Below are 22,323 nucleotides of genomic sequence, written 5' to 3'. Positions count from 1 at the left end.
GCTAGGGGAGGCGGGCCGCCACGAGGTCCCACACGACGTCGGCGAGGGCCTCCTTGGGCCCGAACGGCACCTCGACCGGGTCGCCGCCCGCCACCAGCACGGTGGCCGCGTTGTCGGGCGTGCCGAACGCCAGCCCCTCCCCCACCTGGTTGACGACCAGCAGGTCGCAACCCTTGCGGGCGAGCTTGGCCTGGCCGTTGGCGAGCACGTCGTGCGTCTCGGCGGCGAACCCGACGATCACCTCCGGGTACGCCCCGCGCTCCCGGCGCCGCATGACGTCACCCGGCTCCGGGCCCGCGAGGGGTCGCGCCGCGCCTCCGGACCGCGCCTCCGCGGCTTGGGCCTCGCGGCGGAGGGTGCCGAGCTCGGCGAGGATGTCGGGATTCTTGGCCAGGAAGATCGGCTCCGGCTCGCCGTCCGTCTTCTTGATCTTCGCCTCGTGCCGCGTGGCGGGCCGGAAGTCGGCCACCGCGGCGGCCATGACCACCGCGTCGGCGTCGCCCGCGGCGGCGAGCACCGCCTCGCGCAGCTCGTACGCCGACTCCACCCGCACGACCTTGGCCCCGGCGGGGTCGGGCAGCGCGACGTTGGCCGCCACCAAGGTCACCTCGGCCCCCCGGGCGGCCGCCGTGCGCGCCAGCGCGTAGCCCTGCCGTCCCGACGAGCGGTTGCCGAGGTAGCGGACCGGGTCGATCGCCTCCCGCGTGCCTCCGGCGGAGACGACGACCTTGCGCCCGGCCAGGTCACGGGGCCGGCCACGCAGCACCCGCAGGCAGACCTCGAAGATCTCGGCGGGGTCGGGCAGGCGCCCGGGGCCGGTGTCGGCGCCGGTGAGGCGACCGACGGCGGGGTCGATCACGACGGCGCCCCGCTCGCGCAGCGTCTCGACGTTGGCGCGGGTGGCGGGGTGCTGCCACATCTCGGTGTGCATCGCGGGCGCGAACACGACCGGGCAGGTGGCCGTCAGCAGCGTGTTGGTGAGCAGGTCGCCGGCCAGCCCGTGGGCCGCCCTGGCGAGCACGTCGGCGGTCGCGGGCGCCACCACGACGAGATCGGCCTGCTTGCCGATCCGCACGTGGGGCACCTCGTGAACGTCGTCCCAGACCTCGGCGGACACGGGGTTGCCGGACAGGGCGGCCCAGGTGGGCGCGCCCACGAACTTCAGCGCCTCGCGGGTCGGCACGACCCGCACCTCGTGCCCCGACTCGGTGAACAGGCGCAGCAGCTCGCAAGCCTTGTACGCGGCGATGCCGCCGCTGACGCCCAGGACGACCTTCATCGAAGGCGTCAGACCGCGCCTTCGATGGGCTCGGCGTTGAGCAGGCCCTCGGAGACCTCGCGCAGCGCGATGGACAGCGGCTTCTCCTGCGCGTGCGTCTCGACCAGCGGGCCGACGTATTCCAGCAGGCCCTCGCCGAGCTGGGAGTAGTAAGCGTTGATCTGGCGAGCGCGCTTGGCGCCCATGATCACCAGGGAGTACTTGCTGTCGACGATGTCGAGCAGCGCGTCGATCGGCGGGTTGGTGATGCCCTCCGCGGCCGGGGTGGTGCCTGCCACGATTGTCAGACCTCTCGGTTGGTGGTTGTCGTGACCCCCTGAGGGTCAGTCATCAAGGCTATCAGCCGGAGGCACACGTCTTGGACGCTTGTGTTCACGAGTGTCAAGTCGAACTCCTGCTCCGCGGCCATCTCCACCCGCCCCGCCTCCAGGCGGCGCGCGATGACGTCCTCGGGCTCGGTGCCGCGGCCACGCAGCCGCTTCTCCAGTTCCTCCCAGGTGGGCGGGGCCAGGAACACCAACAGGGCCTCGGGCATGCTCCTGCGCACCTGCCTGGCGCCTTCGAGGTCGATCTCGAGCAGGGTGGGGACCCCGTCGGCGAGCTTCTTCAGCACCGGCTCGCGCGGCGTGCCGTAGCGGTTTCCCGCGAACTCCGCCCACTCGAGCAGCTCCCCGGCCGTCACCAGCCGGTCGAACTCCTCGCCGTCGACGAAGTAGTAGTGGACCCCGTTGACCTCACCGGGACGGGGCCTCCTGGTGGTCACCGAGACCGACAGCCACACCGCGGGGTGTGCCCGCCGGAGCTCGGCGACGACCGTGGACTTGCCGACGCCCGACGGCCCTGAAAGGACCGTCAGCCGCCGTTCACTCAAGGGCAAGAATCCGACCTCCGTTCCCGGCCCGAATGCCTCGTAGGCACTGACTTCGCCGGACCAGGACCTGTCGGTCACTTTCCTACCCCCCGTTGAACCTGCGCTTTCTTGTGGAACAGAGATTAGCTCTCGTTGCCACCGAACTCGCGCTCGAGGGAGGCCCTCTGGTTCGCGCCGAGACCCCGCACGCGGCGGGACTCGGCGATGGCAAGCCGCTCCATGAGCTGCTTGGCGCGGACCTTGCCGACGCCGGGGAGCGATTCCAACAGAGCCGACACCTTCATCTTGCCGATGACGTCGTCGGTCTGCCCATCCTTGAGCACCTCAGCCAGAGAAACCGCGCCATGCTTGAGCCGGTTCTTGACCTCGGCACGCTCTTTACGGGCCTTGGCAGCCTTCTCCAGGGCTGCGGCGCGCTGCTCGGGGGTCAGTGGAGGAAGAGCCACGCCGGGTCACCTCGAATTTCTGTCGATGTACTCGGACGGGAAGGGAAACTAGCTGGTCATCGCCCCCTAAGCAACGTCAAGCGCCGTTTCTCTCCTCACAAAATCCACTTCATCACTCTGCGTGAGCGTAAAATCACATTGTGCTGATCAAATCGCCCTCACTTCCCGGTTCGCGCGTCGGCCCGCGACGGTGTCGCGAAACGCAACGATGATCGCATTCCAGTCATCCGCCGATGTCCGAAATACTGCCCAGACCAGGGCCGAAACCCATTCCGAAGATCGCGTGCGCAGGCCCCCGCGCATGCATTACGATCTTGCGAGGCACCCTGGCACGGCATGATCCACAACCCCCGCCGCTCACTCCGCGCCAAGGGACCCACCACCCCGATCCGAGCCCGCGGATCACCCACCGCCCGACGCACGGCCCGCGTCGCGCAATCGGCCCCGCCGCCGAAGGATGATCGACTACCCGGCCGGGACGATCGCTCGGGGGCGGAACGGCAGGCGCCGTAGGATGCGGGCGCGATGGGCCGGCGATTCGCCATGGAGCCGGTCAAGAGTGCGCGTCGTCACGGCGACCGGCCCGTGAGCCTTCACGACCGGCCATGACAGACGGCAACGGACGTCGGCGCGTGCGGCCCACCGTGCGCAGCCGTAAAGGATAGGCGGCTTGAGCGGCGCGCAGTCCACGGGCGGCCGCGAAAGAGCGATGGGAAGAGAGACGGCGGGTCAGAGGGAGATCATGACGCGCGCCGGAGGGAGGAGGCGATGGCGGCGGCGGCTGCGCCCGGGTCGGGGGAGGCGGTGATGGGGCGGCCGATGACGAGGAGGTCGGCGCCGTCGGCGAGGGCCTGTTCGGGCGTGGCGACCCGCGCCTGGTCCTGCGTGTCGGCCCCCGCGGGCCGCACCCCCGGCGTGATGAGCGTGATCCCCTCCCCCACCTCCGCCCGCACCGCGGAGACCTCGTTGGGCGAGCACACCAGCCCCTTGGCGCCCGACTCCACCGACAGGGCGGCCAGGCGGCGCACGGCGTCGTCGGCGGGCCCCACGAGCCCGATGCGCGCCAGGTCGGCCTCCGACAGCGAGGTCAGGATCGTCACCGCGGCGATCTTGGTCTGCGGGTCCGCGGCCTCCACGGCGGCGCGGATCATGGCGGGGCCCCCGGCGGCGTGCACGGTGAGGATGGCCGGGCGCAGCCGGGAGACGGCGCGGGAGGCGCCGGCGACGGTGTTGGGGATGTCGTGGAGCTTGAGGTCGAGGAACACCTGCACGCCGCTGGCCCCCCGCACCGAGGCGATCACGTCGGGGCCGTAGCGCAGGTAGAGCTCCAGGCCCACCTTGACCGTGCTGACGTGCGGCGTCACCAGGGCCGCCCACTGGGCGGCGGTCTCCAGGTCCGGGGCGTCCAGGGCGACGGCGATGGGCGCGGGGGTCAGGAGCGGGGCGGGAGTCAAGACGAACTCTCCTCGATACGGCGACTGATGATCATGGTGTGCTCTCTTCGGAGTCGACGAGCAGGTGGCGGGGGGCGCTCCCCGGCGGACGGTGGGCGAGGCCGACGGCGTCGGCCAGGCGCTGGAAGCCGCGGGCCCTCAGAAGGTCCTCCAGCTCGCGTTCGATGCGCAGGCAGGCGTAGGGGTCGTGGAACAGCGCCGTACCCACTCCGACCACGCAGGCGCCCGCCAGGACCAGCTGGAAGGCGTCCCTGCCGCTCATCACGCCGCCGATGCCGATGAGGGGCACCCCGGGCAGGGCGGCGTGGACCTGCCACACGCACCGTACGGCGAGCGGCAGTATCGCGGGCCCCGACAGCCCTCCGGTCACGGCGGCGAGCGAGGGCCGCAGCGCCTCGGTGTCGATGGCCATGCCCAGCGGGTTGTTGATCATGGACAGCGCGTCGGCCCCCGCGTCCACGCAGGCCCGCGCGACCGACACGATGTCGGCCACGTCGGGGGCCAGCTTGGCCACGACCGGCACGTCGTAGCGCATGATGGAGCGGACCGAGGCGATCACCTCGGCCGCGGCGCTGCCCTCGCGGGCGAAGACGCGGCCGCGGTCCTCGATGTTCGGGCAGGAGAGGTTGACCTCCAGCGCGGTGACCCCGGGCGCGTCGGCGAGCCTGCGGGCCAGCTCGGAGTATTCGGCGACGGTGCCGCCGCCGATCGAGACGATGGTCTTGATGCCCCGCTGCGCGAGCCAGGGCAGCTCGCGCTCCAGGAACGCGTCGATGCCGGGCCCCTGCAGGCCGACGGCGTTGAGCATGCCCGAGGGCGTCTCGGCCATGCGCGGCGTGGGCCGCCCGGCGCGCGGGGCCATGGTGATCGAGCGGGTGGTCAGCGCCCCGAGCCGGTGCAGGTCGAAGAACTGGGCCAGCTCCCGCCCGGACGAGGCGCATCCGGCGGCCGTGGTGATCGGGTTCGCGAGCTCCACATGCGCCAGAAATGTCCGCATATCAACTGACATGTCGCGCACCGCCTCCGGGGGCACCGAGCGCGTCGAACGGGATCGTTCCCACGTCCTCGAAGCGCACCCGCTCCCCCCGGAACACCGGCCCTTCCGCGCACGCCCGCACCATCCTGGTCACCCCGTCGTCCCCGATGACGGGCAGCACGCACGTCATGCACACCCCGATGCCGCAGGCCATCGACTCCTCGACGGCCACCTGCACCGGGATGTCGAACTCCATCCCCACCGCCGTCACGGCCCGCAGCGTCTCCATCGGCGCGCAGGCGTAGACCGCGTCGGCCCGCGTGTCGGTGATCACCGAGGGTAGCGCGTCGGTGACCTTGCCACGAAGCCCGAGCGAGCCGTCCTCGGTGGTCAGCGTGGTGGTCTGGGCGATCCGGCGGGCCCGCATGGCCCCGAACACCCGCTCGGCCCCGGTGCCGCCCAGCACGAAGTCGACCCGGCAGCCCCGCGCCAGCAGCGCGTCGGCGAGCGGGAACAGCAACGCGGAGCCGTACTCGGAGCCGACCAGCACGCAGTGCACCGGGTCGCGCGGCAGCGGAAAGGGCCGGCCGAGCGGCCCGACCAGGTCGAGCGTGTCGCGGGCGCGCCGCTCGGCCAGCCAGGCCGTGCCGGGGCCCCGGGCGGTGAAGACCAGCTCGACCGTGCCGCCGTAGTCGGACTTGACGTCATGGATGGACAGCGCGCGGCGCGTCACCATCGACGTCTGGGCGCCGCCGACCGCGACGGAGACGAAGTGACCGGGGCGGTAGCGCTCGGCTATGCCGGGCGCCACCACCGTCAGCGCATGGTAGGCGTCGACCCGGCGCGTGGTCAGCACCGTGCCCGTCACCTGCACCGGAGTGCCGGCCAGTCGTCTTCACCTCCCGTGCGGGGTCAGCCCCGGAGTGCCTGTGCGTGCTCCTGGAGCGACCGTACGCCGACGTCGCCGCGTACGTTCGCCTGGATGCCCGCCGCCGCCGCGGCGAGCCCTGAGACCGTGGTGATGCACGGGATGCCGCGCAGCACCGCGGCGGTGCGGATGTCGTAGCCGTCGAGCCGCGGCCCCGACTGCCCGGGGCTGCCGAAGGGCGTGTTGACGATCAGGTCGACCTCGCCGTCGAGAATGGCCTGCACGCTCGTGGGCTCACCTCCGGGACCAGGACCCTCGCTGTGCTTTCGCACGATCTTGGCATGGACGCCGTTGCGGCGCAGCACCTCGGCGGTCCCCTCGGTGGCCAGGATCTCGAATCCGAGATCCGCGAGCGCCTTCACAGGGAAGATCATGGCACGCTTGTCCCGGTTGGCCACGGACACGAACGCGCGTCCCTTGGTCGGCAGCTCGCCGTAGGCGGCCGCCTGGGACTTGGCGTAGGCGATCCCGAAGAACTCGTCGATGCCCATGACCTCGCCCGTGGAGCGCATCTCGGGCCCCAGCACGGTGTCCACGCCCCGGAACCGGTTGAACGGCAGCACCGCCTCCTTGACCGCGATCGAGGCGTCCATCGGCAGCGTCCCGCCGTCGCCGGTCGCGGGCAGCATGCCCTCCTCGCGCAGCGAGGCGATCGACGTGCCGAGCATCACCCGGGCCGCCGCCTTGGCCAGCGGCACCGCCGTGGCCTTGGACACGAACGGCACGGTACGGCTGGCCCGCGGGTTGGCCTCCAGGACGTAGAGGACGCCGGCCGACATCGCGTACTGGACGTTCAGCAGGCCGCGCACGCCCACCCCGGCGGCGATGGCCTCGGTGGCGGCGCGGATGCGCTTGATGTCGTGGCTGCCGAGCGTGATGGGCGGCAGCGCGCACGCCGAGTCGCCGGAGTGGATCCCGGCCTCCTCGATGTGCTCCATGACGCCGCCGAGATAGAGCTCCGACCCGTCGTAGAGGGCGTCGACGTCGATCTCGATGGCCTCGTCCAGGAACTTGTCCACCAGCACCGGGTGGCCGCCCTCCTGGGCCGCCATGTACGTCGTCAGCGTGTCGTCGTCGTAGACGATGGCCATGCCGGCGCCGCCGAGCACGTAGGACGGCCGGACGAGCACGGGGTAGCCGATCTCATCGGCGATCTCCCGGGCCTCGGCCACGGTGAGCGCCGTGCCGTGCTTGGGCGCGGGCAGCCCCGCCTCGGCCAGCACCCGCCCGAACGCGCCGCGCTCCTCGGCCAGGTGGATCGACTCCGGCGAGGTGCCCACCACGGGCACGCCCGCGTCCTTGAGCGCCTGCGCCAGCCCCAGCGGCGTCTGGCCGCCGAGCTGCACGATCACGCCCGCGACCGGGCCTGTCTGCTGCTCGGCGTAGACGACCTCCAGCACGTCCTCCAGCGTGAGCGGCTCGAAGTAGAGCCGGTCGGAGGTGTCGTAGTCGGTCGAGACGGTCTCCGGGTTGCAGTTGACCATGACGGTCTCGAACCCGGCCCTGGACAGCTCGAACGAGGCGTGCACGCACGCGTAGTCGAACTCGATGCCCTGCCCGATGCGGTTGGGCCCGGAGCCCAGGATGATGACCTTCTCGCGCTCGCCGTAGGGGACCTCGTTCTCCTCGTCGTAGGTCGAGTAGAGGTACGGCGTCTTCGCGGCGAACTCGGCGGCGCAGGTGTCGACGGTGTTGTAGACCGGGCGCAGCCCCAGCGCGTGGCGCAGGTCGCGCACCCGGGCCTCGTCGATGCCGCGGATCTCGCCGATCTGCGCGTCGCTGAACCCGTGCCGCTTGGCCCGCTCGAGCACCTCGGCGGTCAGCTCGTTGGCGGCGGCGACCTCCTCGGCCTCCTCGTGGAGCAGGAAGAGCTGGTCGACGAACCACGGGTCGACGCTGGTCGCCTCGAACAGCTCCTCGGGCGTGGCGCCCGCCCTGATGGCCTGCTGCATCGTGCGCAGCCGCCCGTCGTGCGGGGTGCGGCACCGCTCGAGCAGCTCGGCCTTGTCGCCGGGCGTGCCCGCCCAGGTGAAGGAGGACTCCTTCTTCTCCAGCGACCGCAGCGCCTTCTGCAGCGCCTCGGGGAAGGAGCGGCCGATGGCCATGGCCTCGCCCACGGACTTCATGTGCGTGGTGAGCGTCTGGTCGGCGCCCCTGAACTTCTCGAACGCGAACCTCGGCACCTTCACCACGATGTAGTCGAGCGTCGGCTCGAAGGAGGCCGGGGTCTCCTTGGTGATGTCGTTGGGGATCTCGTCGAGGGTGTAGCCGATGGCCAGCTTGGCCGCGATCTTCGCGATCGGGAACCCGGTGGCCTTGGAGGCCAGCGCCGAGGAGCGCGACACGCGCGGGTTCATCTCGATGACGATCATGCGACCGGTGCGCGGGTCGACCGCGAACTGGATGTTGCAGCCGCCGGTGTCGACGCCGACCTCGCGGATGACGGCGATGGCGACGTCGCGCATGTTCTGGTATTCGCGGTCGGTCAGGGTCAGCGCGGGCGCGACGGTGACGCTGTCGCCGGTGTGGACGCCCATCGGGTCGATGTTCTCGATGGAGCAGACGATGACGACGTTGTCGTGCTTGTCGCGCATGACCTCCAGCTCGTACTCCTTCCAGCCGAGGATCGACTCCTCCAGGAGCACCTCGGTGGTCGGAGAGGCGTCGAGCCCGGCGCCGCCGATGCGGCGCAGGTCGTCCTCGTCGTAGGCGAACCCGGAGCCGGCCCCGCCCATGGTGAACGACGGCCTGACCACGACCGGGTAGCCCAGCTCGCCCGCGGCGGCCAGGCACTCCTCCATCGTGTGGCAGATGGCCGACCTGGCCGACTCGGCGTTGAGCCCGCGCTCGCGGGCGACCTTGGCGACGATCTCCTTGAACCGCTCGCGGTTCTCCCCCGCCTGGATCGCGTCGAAGTCGGCGCCGATCAGCTCGACGCCGTACTTGTCCAGCACGCCCGACTCGTGCAGCGCGACCGCGGTGTTGAGCGCGGTCTGCCCGCCCAGGGTCGGCAGCAGCGCGTCGGGGCGCTCCTTGGCGATGATCTTCTCGACGAACTCGGGGGTGATCGGCTCGACGTACGTGGCGTCGGCGAACTCGGGGTCCGTCATGATCGTCGCCGGGTTGCTGTTGACCAGGACGACGCGGAAGCCCTCGGCCCGCAGCACGCGGCACGCCTGGGTGCCGGAGTAGTCGAACTCGCACGCCTGGCCGATCACGATCGGCCCCGAGCCGATCACCAGGACGGACCTGATGTCCTCACGCTTGGGCACGGCTCATGACCTCACTGAACTCGTCGAAAAGGTAGGCGGCGTCGTGGGGCCCCGCGGCGGCCTCCGGGTGGTACTGGACGCTGAAGGCCCGCCCGTCGAGCAGGCGCAGCCCCTCCACGCAGCGGTCGTTGAGGTTGACGTGGCTGACCTCGGCCTGACCGTACGGGGTCTCGAACGGCCCGTCGAGCGGCGCCCGCACGGCGAACCCGTGGTTGTGCGCCGAGATCTCGACCTTGCCGGTGCGCACGTCCTGGACGGGCTGGTTGACGCCCCGGTGCCCGTAGCGCAGCTTGTAGGTGGAAAGGCCCAGGGCCCGCCCGAAGAGCTGGTTGCCGAAGCAGATCCCGAAGAACGGGACCCTGGCCTCCAGGACCCCCCGCAGCGCGCTCACGTCGGCCGTGGCGGGGTCGCCGGGCCCGTTGGAGAAGAAGACCCCGTCCGGCTCGACCGCCATGATCTGCTCGTACGTGGCCGTCGCGGGCAGCACGTGCACCTCGCAGCCGCGCTCGGCCATCCGGTGCGGCGTCATGCCCTTGATGCCGAGGTCGACGGCCGCGACCGTGAACCTCTTCGCACCGATCGCGGGCACGACGTAGGGCTCGGTGGTGGCCACCTCGGCGGCCAGGTCGGCGCCCTCCATGCGGGGCGACCGGCGTACGCGCTCGACCAGCTCCTCGACCGGAACGGTGGGCGCGGTGAAGATGCCGGCGCGCATGGCGCCGCGCTCGCGCAGGTGGCGGGTGAGCGCGCGGGTGCCGGAGATGGCGATCCCGACGACGCCCTGCTCCTTGAGGTAGTCGTCGAGCGAGCGGTTGGCCCGCCAGTTGGAGACGATCCTGGACGGCTCGCGCACGACGTAGCCGGCGACCCAGACGCGCTTGGACTCCGGGTCCTCGTCGTTGACGCCGGTGTTGCCGATGTGGGGCGCCGTCATGGCGACGATCTGCCGATGGTAGGACGGGTCCGTGAGGGTCTCCTGGTAGCCGGTCATGCCGGTGTTGAAGACCATCTCGCCGAACGTCTCGCCCTCGGCGCCGTACGGACGTCCCTGGAAGACGCGGCCGTCTTCCAGGACGAGCACCGATGTGTTCAAACCAGCTTCCCTTCGAGAACGGTCGCCCTGCCGCGCAGGAACGTGGCCACCACCCGGCCGGGCAGCGTCATCCCCTCGTAGGGGGTGTTCCTGCTCTTCGACGCGAATGCGGACGGATCCACCTCGGTGCGCGCGGACGGGTCGTACAGCGTGATGTTGGCCGGGGCGCCCGCCTCCAGCGGCTGACCCTGGCCGCCGAGACGGCCGATGCGGGCAGGGACGACGGACATGCGCTCGGCGACGCCCGCCCAGTCGAGCAGCCCGGTCTCGACCATGGCCTCCTGGACCACGCTGAGCGCCGTCTCCAGGCCCACCATGCCCATGGCCGCGGCCGACCACTCGGTCTCCTTGTCCTCGACCGGGTGGGGGGCGTGGTCGGTGGCGACGATGTCGATCGTGCCGTCGGCCAGCGCGGCCCGCAGCGCCTCGACGTCGGCGCGGGTGCGCAGCGGCGGGTTGACCTTGTAGATCGGGTTGTACGCGCCCACCGGGGACTCCTCGACCAGGTCGTCGGTGAGCAGGAGGTGGTGCGGGGTGACCTCGCAGGTGACGTTCCAGCCCTTGGACTTGGCCCAGCGGATGATCTCGACCGAGCCGGCCGTGGAGACGTGGCAGATGTGCAGCCTGGAGCCGACGTGGGCGGCCAGGAGGCAGTCGCGGGCGATGATCGCCTCCTCGGCGACCGCGGGCCAGCCGGTCAGGCCGAGCCTGCCGGAGATGACGCCCTCGTTCATCTGGGCCCCGGCGGTGAGCCTGGGCTCCTGGGCGTGCTGGGCGATGACGCCGTCGAACGCCTTGACGTATTCCAGGGCGCGGCGCATCAGCACGGCGTCGTCCACGCACTTGCCGTCGTCGGAGAAGACCCGCACGCGGGCGGCCGAGTCGGCCATCGCGCCCAGCTCGGCGAGCTGCTTGCCCTCCAGGCCGACGGTGACGGCGCCGACGGGGTGGACGTCGCAGTGCGCGAACTCGCGCCCGAGCCGCCACACCTGCTCGACGACCCCCGCGGTGTCGGCGACCGGCGAGGTGTTGGCCATGGCGTGCACGGCGGTGTAGCCGCCCCGGGCGGCCGACTGGGTGCCGGTCTGCACGGTCTCGGCGTCCTCGCGGCCGGGCTCGCGCAGGTGGGTGTGCAGGTCGACGAGGCCGGGCAGCGCGATCGCGCCGCCGCCGTCGACGGTCTCGGGCCCCTCCAGGCCCGGCCCGATCTCGGCGATCACCCCGTCGGCGACGCGGATGTCGACGGGCTCCCCGCCCAGAATCCTGACATTACGGATAATCACGCGCTCTCTCCCCCCAGCAGCAGGTACAGCACCGCCATGCGAATGGTCACGCCGTTGGCGACCTGCTCCACGATCGTGGAGCGCGCCGAGTCGGCCACCTCCGCGGCGATCTCCATGCCCCGGTTCATCGGCCCGGGATGCATCACGATGGCGTCCTCGGGCATCTTGGCGAACCGGTCACGGTCCAGGCCGTACCGGCGTGAGTACTCCCGCTCGCTGGGGAAGTAGGCGGCGTTCATCCGCTCCTTCTGCACCCGCAGCATCATCACCACGTCCGACTTCGGCAGCACCGCGTCCAGGTCGTAGGAGACCTCGCACGGCCAGGAGCCGACGGAGACGGGCAGCAGGGTCGGCGGCGCCACCAGCGTGACGTCGGCGCCGAGCGTGTCGAGCAGCAGCACGTTGGAGCGGGCGACCCGGCTGTGCAGCACGTCGCCGACGATCGTGACCTTGCGCCCTTCGAGGCTGCCCAGGCGGCGGCGCATCGAGAAGGCGTCGAGCAGCGCCTGCGTGGGGTGCTCGTGGGTGCCGTCGCCGGCGTTGACGACGCTGCCGCGCACCCAGTTGGCCAGGCGGTGCGGCGCGCCGGAGGCGCCGTGGCGGATGACGACCGCGTCGGCGCCCATGGCCTCGAGGGTGAGCGCGGTGTCCTTGAGCGACTCGCCCTTGGACACGCTCGACCCCTTGGCCGAGAAGTTGATCACGTCGGCGGACAGCCGCTTGGCGGCCGCCTCGAACGAGATGCGCGTGCGGGTGGAGTCCTCGAAGAACAGGTTGACCACGGTGCGCCCGCGCAGCGTGGGCAGCTTCTTGATGGAACGTTCCGAGACTCTCGCCAGCTCCTCGGCGGTGTCGAGGATGAGGAGGGCGTCGTCCTTGGTGAGGTCGCCCGCGGAGATCAGGTGGCGGTTCACTTGGCGTCCCCCTTCATGAGGAGCACGGCGTCGCGGCCGTCGATCTCCTGCAGGTAGACCTTGACCTTCTCGCTCTTGGCCGTCGGGAGGTTCTTGCCGACGTAGTCGGCGCGGATGGGCAGCTCGCGGTGGCCGCGGTCGACCAGCGTGGCCAGCTGCACCGCGGTGGGCCGGCCCAGGTCGTTGAGCGCGTCGAGCGCGGCGCGCACGGTGCGGCCGGAATAGAGGACGTCGTCCACGAGCACGACGACCCTGCCGTCGATGCCGTCCGGCGGCAGCTCGGTGCGGCCGAGCGGCCTGGCGGGCTTGAGCCGCAGGTCGTCGCGGTACATCGTGATGTCGATGGAGCCGACGGGGATCTTGACGCCTTCGAACTGCTCGATGCGCTCGCCGAGCCTGCGGGCCAGCGTGGCGCCGCGGGTGGGGATGCCGAGGAGAACGACGTCGTCGGCGCCCTTGGTGCGCTCGAGGATCTCGTGCGCTATCCGGGTAAGGGCCCGGTGGATGTCCGGGGCCTCTAGGACAGCCCTGGAATCGGACATGGCGAATCTCACCACCTTTCCCGCCTCACGGGACGGGTCTTAAAAGGGTGCTGGGTCGGCACACACAGTACCAGGGGCTACCAGGAACAACGCGAGTGGCCTCCCATGGCGTCACGAAGCTTCATCGGGGTACGGATGGCGTACCGGCTTCCCCGGGGAGACGCTGATACTGCCCGGGGAAGCCGCCAGGAGGGGATTCAGCGAAGATGGCCTTTCACGTCGATTCCGAGGTCGGGCGCCTGCGCCAGGTGCTCCTGCACGGACCGGACCTGGCGCTCAGACGGCTGACCCCGTCCAACAAGGACGCGTTCCTCTTCGACGACGTGCTGTGGGTCCAGCGCGCGATGGAGGAGCACGAGGAGTTCCGGCGGGTGCTGACCGGCCGCGGCATCAAGGTCCACCTGCTGGCCGACCTGCTCAGGGAGACCGTCGACATCCCCGAGGCGCGCAAGCACATCCTCGACGCCGTCATCGACGAGCGCTGGCTCGGCCCCGGCGCCATCGACGACGTCCGCAACATCCTCGACGGGATGGACTCCGCGACGCTGCAGGTCTACCTGACCGGCGGCATCACCAAGGGCGAGCTGCTCGAGATGGGCTGCGACCCCGGCTCCGTGACCTTCCACACCATGGGCGACGACGACTTCATCCTGCCGCCGCTGCCCAACCACCTCTTCACCCGCGACACGTCCTGCTGGATCTACGACGGCGTGTCGATCAACGCGATGAAGAAGAAGGCCCGCATGCGCGAGACGGTCAACATGGAGGCCGTCTACATGTACCACCCGACGTTCGCCGACGGCTTCAACCGGCCCGGGCAGGGCGGCTTCCACTGCTGGATGCCGGGCCAGCCGGCCGCGCCGGCGACCATCGAGGGCGGCGACGTGCTGGTCATCGGCAGGGGCGCGGTGCTGGTCGGCATGAGCGAGCGCACCCAGCCGCAGGCAGTGGAGATGCTGGCGCAGCGGCTGTTCGCGGCGGGCTCCGCGCGCAGGATCGTGGCGCTCGACATGCCGAAGGCGCGGGCGTTCATGCACCTCGACACCGTGATGACGATGCTGGACGTGGGCGTGTTCACCCAGTACGCGGGTCTCGGGATGCTGCCCGCGTACACGATCGAGCCCGGCGAGACCCGCAAGGAGCTCAAGGTCACCGACCACCCGCCGCAGGACATGCACCAGGCCATCGCCCACGCCATCGACCTGCCCTCCATCACGGTCCTGACGCCCAAGCAGGACCTCCACGCCGCCGAGCGGGAGCAGTGGGACGACGGCTGCAACGGGCTGGCGCTGGAGCCCGGCGTGGTCGTCGCCTACGAGCGCAACACCACCACGAACGCCTACCTGCGCGACCACGGCATCGAGGTCATCACGATCAGGGGCAGCGAGCTCGGCCGGGGGCGCGGCGGCCCCCGCTGCATGAGCTGCCCGCTCGAACGCGACGGAGTCTGAGGAGGGGCCGGATGCGGGTCATCGTCGCCCTGGGCGGCAACGCGGTGCTCAAGCGCGGCCAGGCGCCGGACGCGGACGTCCAGCGGGCCAACGTCCGCGCGGCCGTCAGGACGCTCGCCCGGCTCGCCGACCGGCACGAGCTGGTCATCACCCACGGGAACGGCCCGCAGGTCGGCCTGCTGGCCCTGGAGAGCGCCGCGGACCCCAACCTGACGAGGCCGTACCCGTTCGACACGCTCGGCGCGCAGACGCAGGGCATGATCGGCTACTGGATGCAGCAGGCCCTGCAGAACGCCCTGCCCGGCAGGCAGGTCCAGGCCATGGTCACGCAGACGCTGGTGACGGCCGTCGACCCCGCGTTCGAGCAACCGACCAAGTTCGTCGGCCAGGTCTACGAGCGGGAGGAGGCCGAGAAGCTGGCCGCCGAGTACGGCTGGACGGTCCGGCGCGACGGCGAGCACTGGCGGCGCGTCGTCCCGTCGCCGACCCCGCGCCGCATCGTCGAGACCCGGCTGATCCGCCAGATGATCCGCGAGGGCGTCATCGTGGTGTGCGCGGGCGGGGGCGGCATCCCGGTCGTCCGGGACGAGCGCGGCCGGCTGACCGGCGTGGAGGCGGTGGTCGACAAGGACCTCACCGCCTCGATGCTGGCCGAGGCCCTGGAGTGCGACGCGTTCCTCATCCTCACCGACGTGCCGCGCGTCATGCGGGGCTTCGGCACGCCGCACCAGACGGAGATCGCCCACACCACGCCGCACGAGCTGCGCGCCCTGGAGTTCCCCGCCGGGTCGATGGGGCCGAAGGTGGAGGCGGTGTGCCGGTTCGTGGAGACGACCGGAGACATGGCCGCGATCGGAAAGCTCGACGAGGCCGAGCGCATACTCGACGGCTCAGCGGGAACGATCGTGACACCCAACGGCAGGTGGCCGCTGACGAGCACGCTGTAGGGGGTGTCCTGTGACACTGGCCCAACGGCTCTTCCGCACCAAGCCCACGGAGCGCATCATCGCGGAGGGCGGTCACGGCGAGGGGGGCGAGCTGCGGCGCACCATGTCGCTCTGGCAGCTGACGCTGTTCAGCGTGGGCGCCACGCTCGGCACCGGCATCTTCGTCATCCTGGGGCAGGCGGTGCCCAAGGCGGGGCCGGCGGTGGTGGTGTCGTTCGTGCTGGCGGCGATCACGGCGCTGTTCTCGGCCCTGTCGTACGCCGAGCTGGCCGGGACGATCCCGGTGTCCGGCTCGTCCTATTCCTACGCGTACGCGACGCTGGGCGAGCTCGTGGCGTGGATCTGCGGCTGGTGCCTCATGCTGGAGTACGCCGTGTCCGTGGCGGCGGTGGCCGTGGGCTGGGGCGAATACCTCAACTCGTTCCTGCGCTCCCTGTTCGGCTTCACACTGCCCGCGGCGATCACCCGCTCCCCCGGCCAGGACGGCGGCGTGATCAACGTCACCGCGATCGTCATCGTCCTGCTCGCCACGTGGCTGCTGCTGTACGGGGCCTCCGAGAGCGCCACGGCGAACGCGATCTTCGTGATGATCAAGGTCGCGGTGCTGCTCTTCTTCTGCGTGGTGGCGTTCACCGCCTTCCAGGCCAAGAACTTCACGCCCTTCGCCCCGCTGGGGATCGCCGGCATCACGGCGGCGGCCTCGCAGGTGTTCTTCTCCTACATCGGCTTCGACGCCGCCTCCACCGCGGGCGAGGAGGCCAAGAACCCCAAACGCGACCTGCCCCTGGCGATCATCCTGTCACTGGCCATCGTGACGGCCGTCTACGTGCTCGTCGCGATGGCCGCCGTCGGCGCGATGCCGTGGACGCAGTTCGACCCGAAGCACACCGAGGCGAGCCTGTCCTACATCGCCGACCTGGCCGTCGGCGCCACCTGGCCGGGCCTCATCGTCTCGTTCGGGGCGGTCATCGCCATCGCCAGCGTCGTGCTCACCGTCATCTTCGGCCAGACCCGCATCCTGTTCGCCATGTCCCGCGACGGGCTGATCCCGCGCGTCTTCCAGCGGGTCGACATGCGCCACCAGGTCCCCGTGGCGAACACCCTCATCGTCGCCGCGTTCATCTCCGTGCTGGCCGGCCTGGTGCCGCTCGGCCAGCTCGCCGAGGCGACCAGCATCGGCACCCTGTTCGCCTTCGCCATCGTGAACATCGGCGTGCTCGTCCTGCGCTACCGCAGCCCCGAGCTGCCGCGCAGCTTCCGCACCCCGCTGTTCCCCGCCACGCCGGTGCTCGGCGCCGTCTTCTGCGTCATCGTGATGGCGGGCCTGGCCGGGGTCACCTGGCTGGCGTTCGCGCTGTGGATGGCGGTGGGGCTGATCTGCTACTTCCTGTACGGCTACGGTCATTCGCGGCTGAATGCCGAGGTGCCCTAGATGAAGCTCCAGAACGTGCTGGCCGGCTGCATCCCGGAGCCCAGGGGCAGGGACGGGCTGGCGCTGGCGGCGCTGGTCAAGGAACAGGTCCGCGGGCATCTGACCGTGGCCTACGTGCAGCCGCCCGCGTGGTCCGCGCCAGGACCGGCCAGGGCCGAGGAGAGCGCGTGGCGCGCGTACCTGATGGAGCAGGCCGACGCGACGCTCTGGCAGGCGCGCGAGCTGGCCGGCGACGACGCCGACTATGTGGTCCACACCCACAAGGGCAGCGGGCGCGGGCTGGTGGAGCTGGCGCGCAAGCGCGGCGCGGACGTCGTGGTGATCGGCTCGGCCCCCGGCGGCGGCAAGGGCCGCATCGCCGTCGGCAGCACCGCCGACCAGCTCCTGCACTCGTCCTCCGTTCCCGTGCTGCTCGCCCCGCGCGGCTACGGCGACAAGCCCCCCGCCGCCTTCGAACGCCTCACCGTCGCCTACCGCCGCGGCCCGGGCTGCGACGCGGCGGTCAAGGACGCGGTCGCGGCAGCCGCGTCGCTGGACGTGCCCCTGCGGCTGGTCACGCTGGTGATCAGCACCGGCAGGCGCGCCAGGATCGAGGAGGAGATGCTCGTCCGCCTGCGCGACGAGGCGGCCTCCAACCTGCGGGCGGCGGCCCGCGGACGGCCACGCGTGGAGGTGGAGGTGCTGGAGGGCCGCAACGTCGCCCAGGCACTCGGCACGACCTCGTGGCTCCCCGGCGAGATGATCATATGCGCTTCCAGCGCCACCGGGCCACTCAGGCGGGTCTTCCTCGGAGACACCTCGATCAAGATCGTACGGGCCGCGACCTGCCCTGTCATGATTCTCACGCGGCAGACCTAGGGCAGGGAAATTTCTCGTCAAACTCTGACGAAGTACTGTTACCAGTGGGACATGAGGGGCGATTGCGGCGATCCCTACCGGATCGGATTCGGCATCTTTTTTCCAATCAGCTTGACCTCAGGCGTCCGCCCCTTTACCGTCACTGTGCGTAACCACACCTCGCGGCGTTCTGGGGTAAACCTGGGGCCATGGCTACCGATGGTGCCGAGCTTGGCACCAGACCCCCCGGTGGCTAGGGCATACGCCGCAAGGGAGCACAATCTACTGAGAGCGATACATACGAGAGCCGGGGGCCACACAAATGCCGTCTGAGTACGCAAAGTCGCTGGGTGCACGACTCCGCGCCATACGCACCCAGCAGGGCCTGTCCCTGCATGGAGTCGAGGAAAAGTCGCGTGGCAGGTGGAAAGCCGTGGTCGTGGGCTCGTACGAGCGTGGCGACCGTGCGGTGACCGTGCAGAAGCTTGCCGAGCTTGCCGACTTCTACGGGGTGCCCGTATCCGAGCTGCTGCCGGGCGGAGCCGCGCCCAGCCCGCTCGGACCGACGCCCAAGCTTGTGATCGACCTGGAGCGCCTGGCCACGCTGCCGAAGGAGAAGGCGGGGGCACTCGCCCGCTACGCCGCCACGATCCAGAGCCAGCGCGGTGACTACAACGGCAAGGTGCTGTCGATCCGCCAGGAGGACCTGCGCTCGCTTGCCGTGATCTACGACAAGTCGCCCAGCGAGCTCACCGAGGAGCTGATCAGCTGGGGCGTCCTCGACGCCGAGGCGCGTCGCGCCGTCGAGTCGTTCTGAGGCCGTCCCTCTCCCCTGAGGTCGCCCCCTCCCTCCGAGGCCGTCTCACCCCGCTCTGAGGCCGCCTCACCCGCCTGAGGGCTCGCCACCGCCACACGGTCGGCGAGCCACCCGGCATCGAGCGCCCCTCCCTGGTCCGCCACGCTTTCCGCACGGCATGAGGCCTGGCGCCGCGCCACCCTGGACGCATCCCAAGCTGGCTGCCATCCCGGAAAGCGCTTACTGGGCGCACGGGTCTCGCTTGGAGCACCACCGAGTGAACGGGATCGGTGGTGCCCGCCAGGGCCGTCATATCGGCGCCCGGCCGCCAGGGCGGGGCGGGCCGACTGAGGTCAGCCCGTCGAGGGGCGCCCACCGGAGCTGGGCTGGACGGGAGAACCGAGGCCAGCCCCTCAAGGGGCGCCCGCCGGGGCTGGGTTGGGCGCATGCCGAGTAGGCGCGCGTCTCCGCTTCGGCCGGGAGCTCGTCGGCGTTCGGCCGCGTTACGGCGCGGCAAGAGCCGGTGGGCCGCCGAGGGGACATCCACCCGGGGCCGTGACGTCGGCGCTCGGCCGCGCGAGGGCCGCGTTCGGGCGCGGTGCAGCGGCCTCGGAACCCGGCGCATCCAGAGCCGGATCAGCCCGTCGACGGGAACACCCGGACATGAGGGTGGGTCAGCCCGGCGACGGAACATCTCACACGGGCGCGAGGCCGTGGTCGGCCCGGCGACGGGAACGCCCCACGCGGGCGTGAGACTGCGGTCGGCCCGGTGGAGGGAGCGTCCGCTCGGGACGTGTGGGTGGGTCAGCCTGCCAGCTGGACGTCGACCGGCAGCTGGGGCTGGGCCGGCACGCCGAGCAGGTCCTCCACCGTGGAGACGAACGTCTCCGCCTCGGCCAGGAGCTCGTCGGCGTCGGCCGCGCTGACCCGGCTGACCATGCCCGCCTCAGCGGCGGCGCGCTTTGCGGCGCTCACCGAGAAGTAGGCGGCCCACTCGGCCAGGCGCGGCTCGGCCTCGGGCAGCAGCTCCCAGGCGCTGCGCAGGCGGCGCCTGCGGCCTTCCATGGGACGGGGACGGGCGGCCAGGATCGCCGCCGCCGCTCGAAGAGCTGCCAGGTGGGCGGCCACATATCGGGATGCCGGAGTGCGAGCGCCGGTCGCCTCCGCCAGGCAGGAACGAGAATCGGTCAAGTGTGCCCGAACCGCAGGCGACAGCCGGGGCCCGGGCGTTTCTCTAGGCCGTGGTGCCATCTTGCGCGCCTCCTTGGAGTCGTGGGCGGCCGCCGGCGTCTCCGCCGGTGGTGCCAACACTTGCAGACCCCACCGACATTTCCACCGGGCTGGCCGGACGTGGAGCTTCCCCACTCCCCGTCCGGCCAGGACACGCCCACTCGTCTCCGCCGACGACGAGGACGTGCCCTTCGCCCATGGAGCCTGGCCGCGGGGGAACGCTTGGGGAAGCGAACGGCCCGCGACCAGGTCCTGGTGACGTTGAGCCGCGAGCCCCACCGTCACTACGTCGAACATAATTTCGATCACGCTCGGTGTCAACCGATTCCACGAACACAGGTTCGACGAGCATGAGTCGGAAGGCGCGAAAAAGCCGTCGCCGCGGGGAGCTTGCGGCGACGGCCGGGTGGTTCAGGAGGACGACAAGACGGTCGTCAGACGACCGAGATGGCCCCCGACGGGCAGAGGGTCACAGCGCGGCGCACGCCGTCCTCCAGCTCCGCGGGAGGCACCTTCTGCAGGAGCACCACCGTGCCCTCGTCCTCGCTCTGGTCGAACACTTCCGGCACCGTCAGCGCGCACATGCCCGCCCCGATGCACACCGTCGTATCTGCCTTGATTTCCATGGTGACCTACCAAGTGACTGGGAGGCGGTGCACTCCATAGATGCTCATGTCCGAGCGCATCGGCACCTCCTCGGGTGTTACGGCCAAGCGTAGACCTGGGAAGCGGCGCAGCAGCGCAGGGTACCCGATGCGCATTTCGATGCGGGCGAGCTGCTGCCCCAGGCACTGGTGGATGCCGTGGCCGAAGGTCAGGTGCCCGCCCGCGGGCCTGGCGACGTCCAGCCGGTCGCCGTCGGGGAAGCGGGACGGGTCGCGGTTGACGGTGGGCAGGTGGAGCGCCACGCACTCGCCCTCCTTGATGAGGTGACCCTCGATCTCGACGTCCTCCAGCGCGGTGCGCATCGGCCCGAGGTGGATGATCGTGAGGTAGCGCAGCAGCTCCTCGACGCCGTTCTCCACCACCGACGGGTCGTCGCGCATGGCGGCGAGCTGCGCGGGGTTCGTGAGCAGCGCGTACGTGCCGAGCCCCAGCATGTTGGCGGTCGTCTCGTGCCCGGCCACCAGCAGCAGCAGCGACACCCCGGCGAGCTCCTCGTCGTCCAGCTCCCCGCCCTCGATGAGCCCGCTGATCAGGTCGTCGGCCGGCTCCTTGCGCTTGCGCTGGACGAGCCCGTACATGAACGCCGTGATCCGGCCGAGCGCGGCCATCGCGTCCTCGGCCTTGGCCTCCAGGTTGACCAGGAGCTTGGTGTCCTCCTGGAACTGCGCGCGGTCCTCGTACGGCACCCCGAGCAGCTCGCAGATCACCAGCGACGGGATCGGCAGCGCGAACTTCTCGACGAGGTCCACGGGCCCGCCGGCGGCGGCCATGTCGTCCAGGCAGGCGTTGGCGATCTCCTCGACCCTGGGTTCGAGCATCTTCATCCTGCGCACCGTGAACTGGCCGGTCAGCAGTCTGCGGAAGCGCGCGTGCTCGGGCTCGTCCATGCGCAGGAAGAACCCGGGTGGCGTCTTCGCGTCCTTCTGCATCCTCATCCGGAGCAGGGAGCCCTGGATCGGCGGATGCGCGAGCTCGGGGCGGTTGCTGAAGCGCGGATGCGCGAGCACGGCGCGGGCGGCGGAATAGCCGGTCACCAGCCAGCCCCGGTGACCGTCGGCGAAGGTCATGCGGTGCATGTGCGCCCGTTCTCGCAGCTCGGTGGCTTCGTCGGGCGGATCGAACGGGCGCTGCCGGTCGGTGGGAAACGTCACATCGGACATGTTTCGGCTCCTTTCCGAGCTTCACCTCCAGAAAACCTCATTCATTGCAAAACTTCAATGCATGAAAATCATAAACGCATGCAGTATAGTTCCGTCATGGTGGATAACGGCGGCGTGGGGCTGCGGGAGCGCAAGAAGCAGCGCACGCGCCGGGCACTGATCGAGGCCGCGCTCCGGCTGTTCGACGAGAAGGGCTTCGACGAGACCACGCTGGCGGAGATAGCCGCGGAGGCCGACGTGTCGACGCGCACGTTCTTCAGCTACTTCGCGAGCAAGGAGGACGTGGTCTTCTACGACTCCGCCCGCAAGATGGAGCTGGCCGCCGCGACACTGGCCGCCAGAGCTCCCGGCGAGTCGCCGGGAGACGTCCTCCTGCGGATCGTGGAGGACAGCCTGACCTGGCTGACCACGTACGAGGAGCTCACGTTCGAGGACGCGGAGCTGCGCATCCGGCTCGTGCTCAAGGAGCCCACGCTGCGGGCGCGGGCGCTGGTGATGCTGCTCGAGAGCCAGACCACGCTGGCGCGGGCGCTGCGGGAGGCCTACCCCGAGCTGGACGCGGTGGAGGCGGCCGCCGCGGTGGGCGCGATGTTCGGCGCGGTGAAGCTGGCGATCGTCGCCGACCTCGGCCACGACCTGTCCGCGGAGCAGATGTGGAGCACGGCGCGCCGGGCGGCCGAGATCACGCTCGCCGGCCTGCGCTCCCTCGGATAGCTCCGGATGCCCGCTTTCTGAGAAGCTGTCCG

21 protein-coding genes are annotated in these 22,323 nt (G+C 70.8%); 6 read left to right on the top strand and 15 right to left on the bottom strand.

Annotated elements, in window-relative coordinates:
• Position 1: 1 nt before the first annotated feature.
• The 12 genes from coaBC to pyrR all read right to left on the bottom strand — a co-directional run bounded on the left by coaBC (position 2) and on the right by pyrR (position 13,058).
• Positions 2-1,279 (bottom strand): bifunctional phosphopantothenoylcysteine decarboxylase/phosphopantothenate--cysteine ligase CoaBC, encoded by a 1,278-nt coding sequence (coaBC, locus tag ACIBI9_RS02620; RefSeq protein WP_397220170.1) that lies wholly within the window; start codon positions 1,277-1,279, stop codon positions 2-4.
• A gap of 8 nt (positions 1,280-1,287) precedes the next feature.
• A complete protein-coding gene (gene rpoZ, locus ACIBI9_RS02615) occupies positions 1,288-1,557 on the bottom strand; it encodes a DNA-directed RNA polymerase subunit omega (protein ID WP_043638590.1) in 270 nt (89 codons plus the stop codon).
• Positions 1,558-1,562: 5 nt separating this feature from the next.
• Positions 1,563-2,156 carry a guanylate kinase gene (gmk, locus tag ACIBI9_RS02610; RefSeq protein ID WP_397220169.1) on the bottom strand — a complete coding sequence of 198 codons (594 nt, stop codon included), beginning with the start codon at positions 2,154-2,156 and terminating at the stop codon, positions 1,563-1,565.
• Between the two features lie 116 nt (positions 2,157-2,272).
• Positions 2,273-2,596 (bottom strand): integration host factor, actinobacterial type, encoded by a 324-nt coding sequence (gene mihF / locus ACIBI9_RS02605; protein ID WP_020541698.1) that lies wholly within the window; start codon positions 2,594-2,596, stop codon positions 2,273-2,275.
• Between the two features lie 740 nt (positions 2,597-3,336).
• Positions 3,337-4,032 carry an orotidine-5'-phosphate decarboxylase gene (pyrF, locus tag ACIBI9_RS02600; protein ID WP_192794306.1) on the bottom strand — a complete coding sequence of 232 codons (696 nt, stop codon included), beginning with the start codon at positions 4,030-4,032 and terminating at the stop codon, positions 3,337-3,339.
• A gap of 49 nt (positions 4,033-4,081) precedes the next feature.
• Entirely contained in the window at positions 4,082-5,059 is a 978-nt protein-coding gene (locus tag ACIBI9_RS02595) for a dihydroorotate dehydrogenase (protein WP_397220168.1), read from the bottom strand.
• The gene (locus ACIBI9_RS02590; protein WP_397220167.1) at positions 5,049-5,900 is read right to left on the bottom strand and encodes a dihydroorotate dehydrogenase electron transfer subunit; all 852 of its coding nucleotides are present in this window, start codon (positions 5,898-5,900) and stop codon (positions 5,049-5,051) included. Before ACIBI9_RS02590 ends, ACIBI9_RS02595 begins: the two co-directional genes overlap by 11 nt.
• Positions 5,901-5,938: 38 nt before the next feature.
• Positions 5,939-9,226 (bottom strand): carbamoyl-phosphate synthase large subunit, encoded by a 3,288-nt coding sequence (gene carB / locus ACIBI9_RS02585; RefSeq protein WP_397220166.1) that lies wholly within the window; start codon positions 9,224-9,226, stop codon positions 5,939-5,941.
• The gene (gene carA / locus ACIBI9_RS02580) at positions 9,213-10,319 is read right to left on the bottom strand and encodes a glutamine-hydrolyzing carbamoyl-phosphate synthase small subunit (RefSeq protein WP_397220165.1); all 1,107 of its coding nucleotides are present in this window, start codon (positions 10,317-10,319) and stop codon (positions 9,213-9,215) included. Before carA ends, carB begins: the two co-directional genes overlap by 14 nt.
• A complete protein-coding gene (locus ACIBI9_RS02575) occupies positions 10,316-11,602 on the bottom strand; it encodes a dihydroorotase (protein ID WP_397220164.1) in 1,287 nt (428 codons plus the stop codon). Before ACIBI9_RS02575 ends, carA begins: the two co-directional genes overlap by 4 nt.
• Complete coding sequence (locus ACIBI9_RS02570; RefSeq protein WP_350729083.1) at positions 11,599-12,516, bottom strand: aspartate carbamoyltransferase catalytic subunit; 918 nt, start codon at positions 12,514-12,516, stop codon at positions 11,599-11,601. Before ACIBI9_RS02570 ends, ACIBI9_RS02575 begins: the two co-directional genes overlap by 4 nt.
• Positions 12,513-13,058 carry a bifunctional pyr operon transcriptional regulator/uracil phosphoribosyltransferase PyrR gene (gene pyrR, locus ACIBI9_RS02565; RefSeq protein ID WP_397220163.1) on the bottom strand — a complete coding sequence of 182 codons (546 nt, stop codon included), beginning with the start codon at positions 13,056-13,058 and terminating at the stop codon, positions 12,513-12,515. The genes ACIBI9_RS02570 and pyrR overlap by 4 nt, the downstream gene beginning before the upstream one ends.
• A gap of 206 nt (positions 13,059-13,264) precedes the next feature.
• On the opposite strand from pyrR, the gene ACIBI9_RS02560 reads away from it, so the two are divergent.
• The 5 genes from ACIBI9_RS02560 (at position 13,265) to ACIBI9_RS02540 (ending at position 18,542) form a co-directional block, all read left to right on the top strand.
• The gene (locus tag ACIBI9_RS02560; RefSeq protein WP_397220162.1) at positions 13,265-14,509 is read left to right on the top strand and encodes an arginine deiminase; all 1,245 of its coding nucleotides are present in this window, start codon (positions 13,265-13,267) and stop codon (positions 14,507-14,509) included.
• An 11-nt stretch (positions 14,510-14,520) separates the two neighbouring features.
• Entirely contained in the window at positions 14,521-15,456 is a 936-nt protein-coding gene (arcC, locus tag ACIBI9_RS02555) for a carbamate kinase (RefSeq protein WP_397220161.1), read from the top strand.
• Positions 15,457-15,466: 10 nt separating this feature from the next.
• Positions 15,467-16,888: an amino acid permease gene (locus ACIBI9_RS02550; protein WP_397220160.1), complete on the top strand. Its 1,422-nt coding sequence runs from the start codon at positions 15,467-15,469 to the stop codon at positions 16,886-16,888.
• Complete coding sequence (locus ACIBI9_RS02545) at positions 16,889-17,746, top strand: universal stress protein (RefSeq protein WP_397220159.1); 858 nt, start codon at positions 16,889-16,891, stop codon at positions 17,744-17,746.
• 301 nt (positions 17,747-18,047) lie between these two features.
• A complete protein-coding gene (locus tag ACIBI9_RS02540; protein ID WP_026214021.1) occupies positions 18,048-18,542 on the top strand; it encodes a transcriptional regulator in 495 nt (164 codons plus the stop codon).
• 783 nt (positions 18,543-19,325) lie between these two features.
• On the opposite strand, the gene ACIBI9_RS02535 is transcribed toward ACIBI9_RS02540, so the two are convergent.
• The 3 genes from ACIBI9_RS02535 to ACIBI9_RS02525 all read right to left on the bottom strand — a co-directional run bounded on the left by ACIBI9_RS02535 (position 19,326) and on the right by ACIBI9_RS02525 (position 21,577).
• Positions 19,326-19,712 (bottom strand): SAV_6107 family HEPN domain-containing protein, encoded by a 387-nt coding sequence (locus ACIBI9_RS02535; protein WP_397220158.1) that lies wholly within the window; start codon positions 19,710-19,712, stop codon positions 19,326-19,328.
• 473 nt (positions 19,713-20,185) lie between these two features.
• The gene (locus ACIBI9_RS02530; protein WP_185072964.1) at positions 20,186-20,377 is read right to left on the bottom strand and encodes a ferredoxin; all 192 of its coding nucleotides are present in this window, start codon (positions 20,375-20,377) and stop codon (positions 20,186-20,188) included.
• Positions 20,378-20,383: 6 nt separating this feature from the next.
• The gene (locus tag ACIBI9_RS02525) at positions 20,384-21,577 is read right to left on the bottom strand and encodes a cytochrome P450 (RefSeq protein WP_397220157.1); all 1,194 of its coding nucleotides are present in this window, start codon (positions 21,575-21,577) and stop codon (positions 20,384-20,386) included.
• Positions 21,578-21,673: 96 nt separating this feature from the next.
• Between ACIBI9_RS02525 and ACIBI9_RS02520 the strand changes: the two genes are divergently transcribed.
• Complete coding sequence (locus ACIBI9_RS02520) at positions 21,674-22,291, top strand: TetR/AcrR family transcriptional regulator (RefSeq protein ID WP_397220156.1); 618 nt, start codon at positions 21,674-21,676, stop codon at positions 22,289-22,291.
• The last annotated feature ends 32 nt before the right edge of the window (positions 22,292-22,323 follow it).

This window comes from Nonomuraea sp. NPDC050451, from assembly GCF_044458585.1.
The sequence above is the reverse complement of the archived record's forward strand: the minus strand, read 5'-3'. Positions and strand labels throughout refer to the sequence as shown.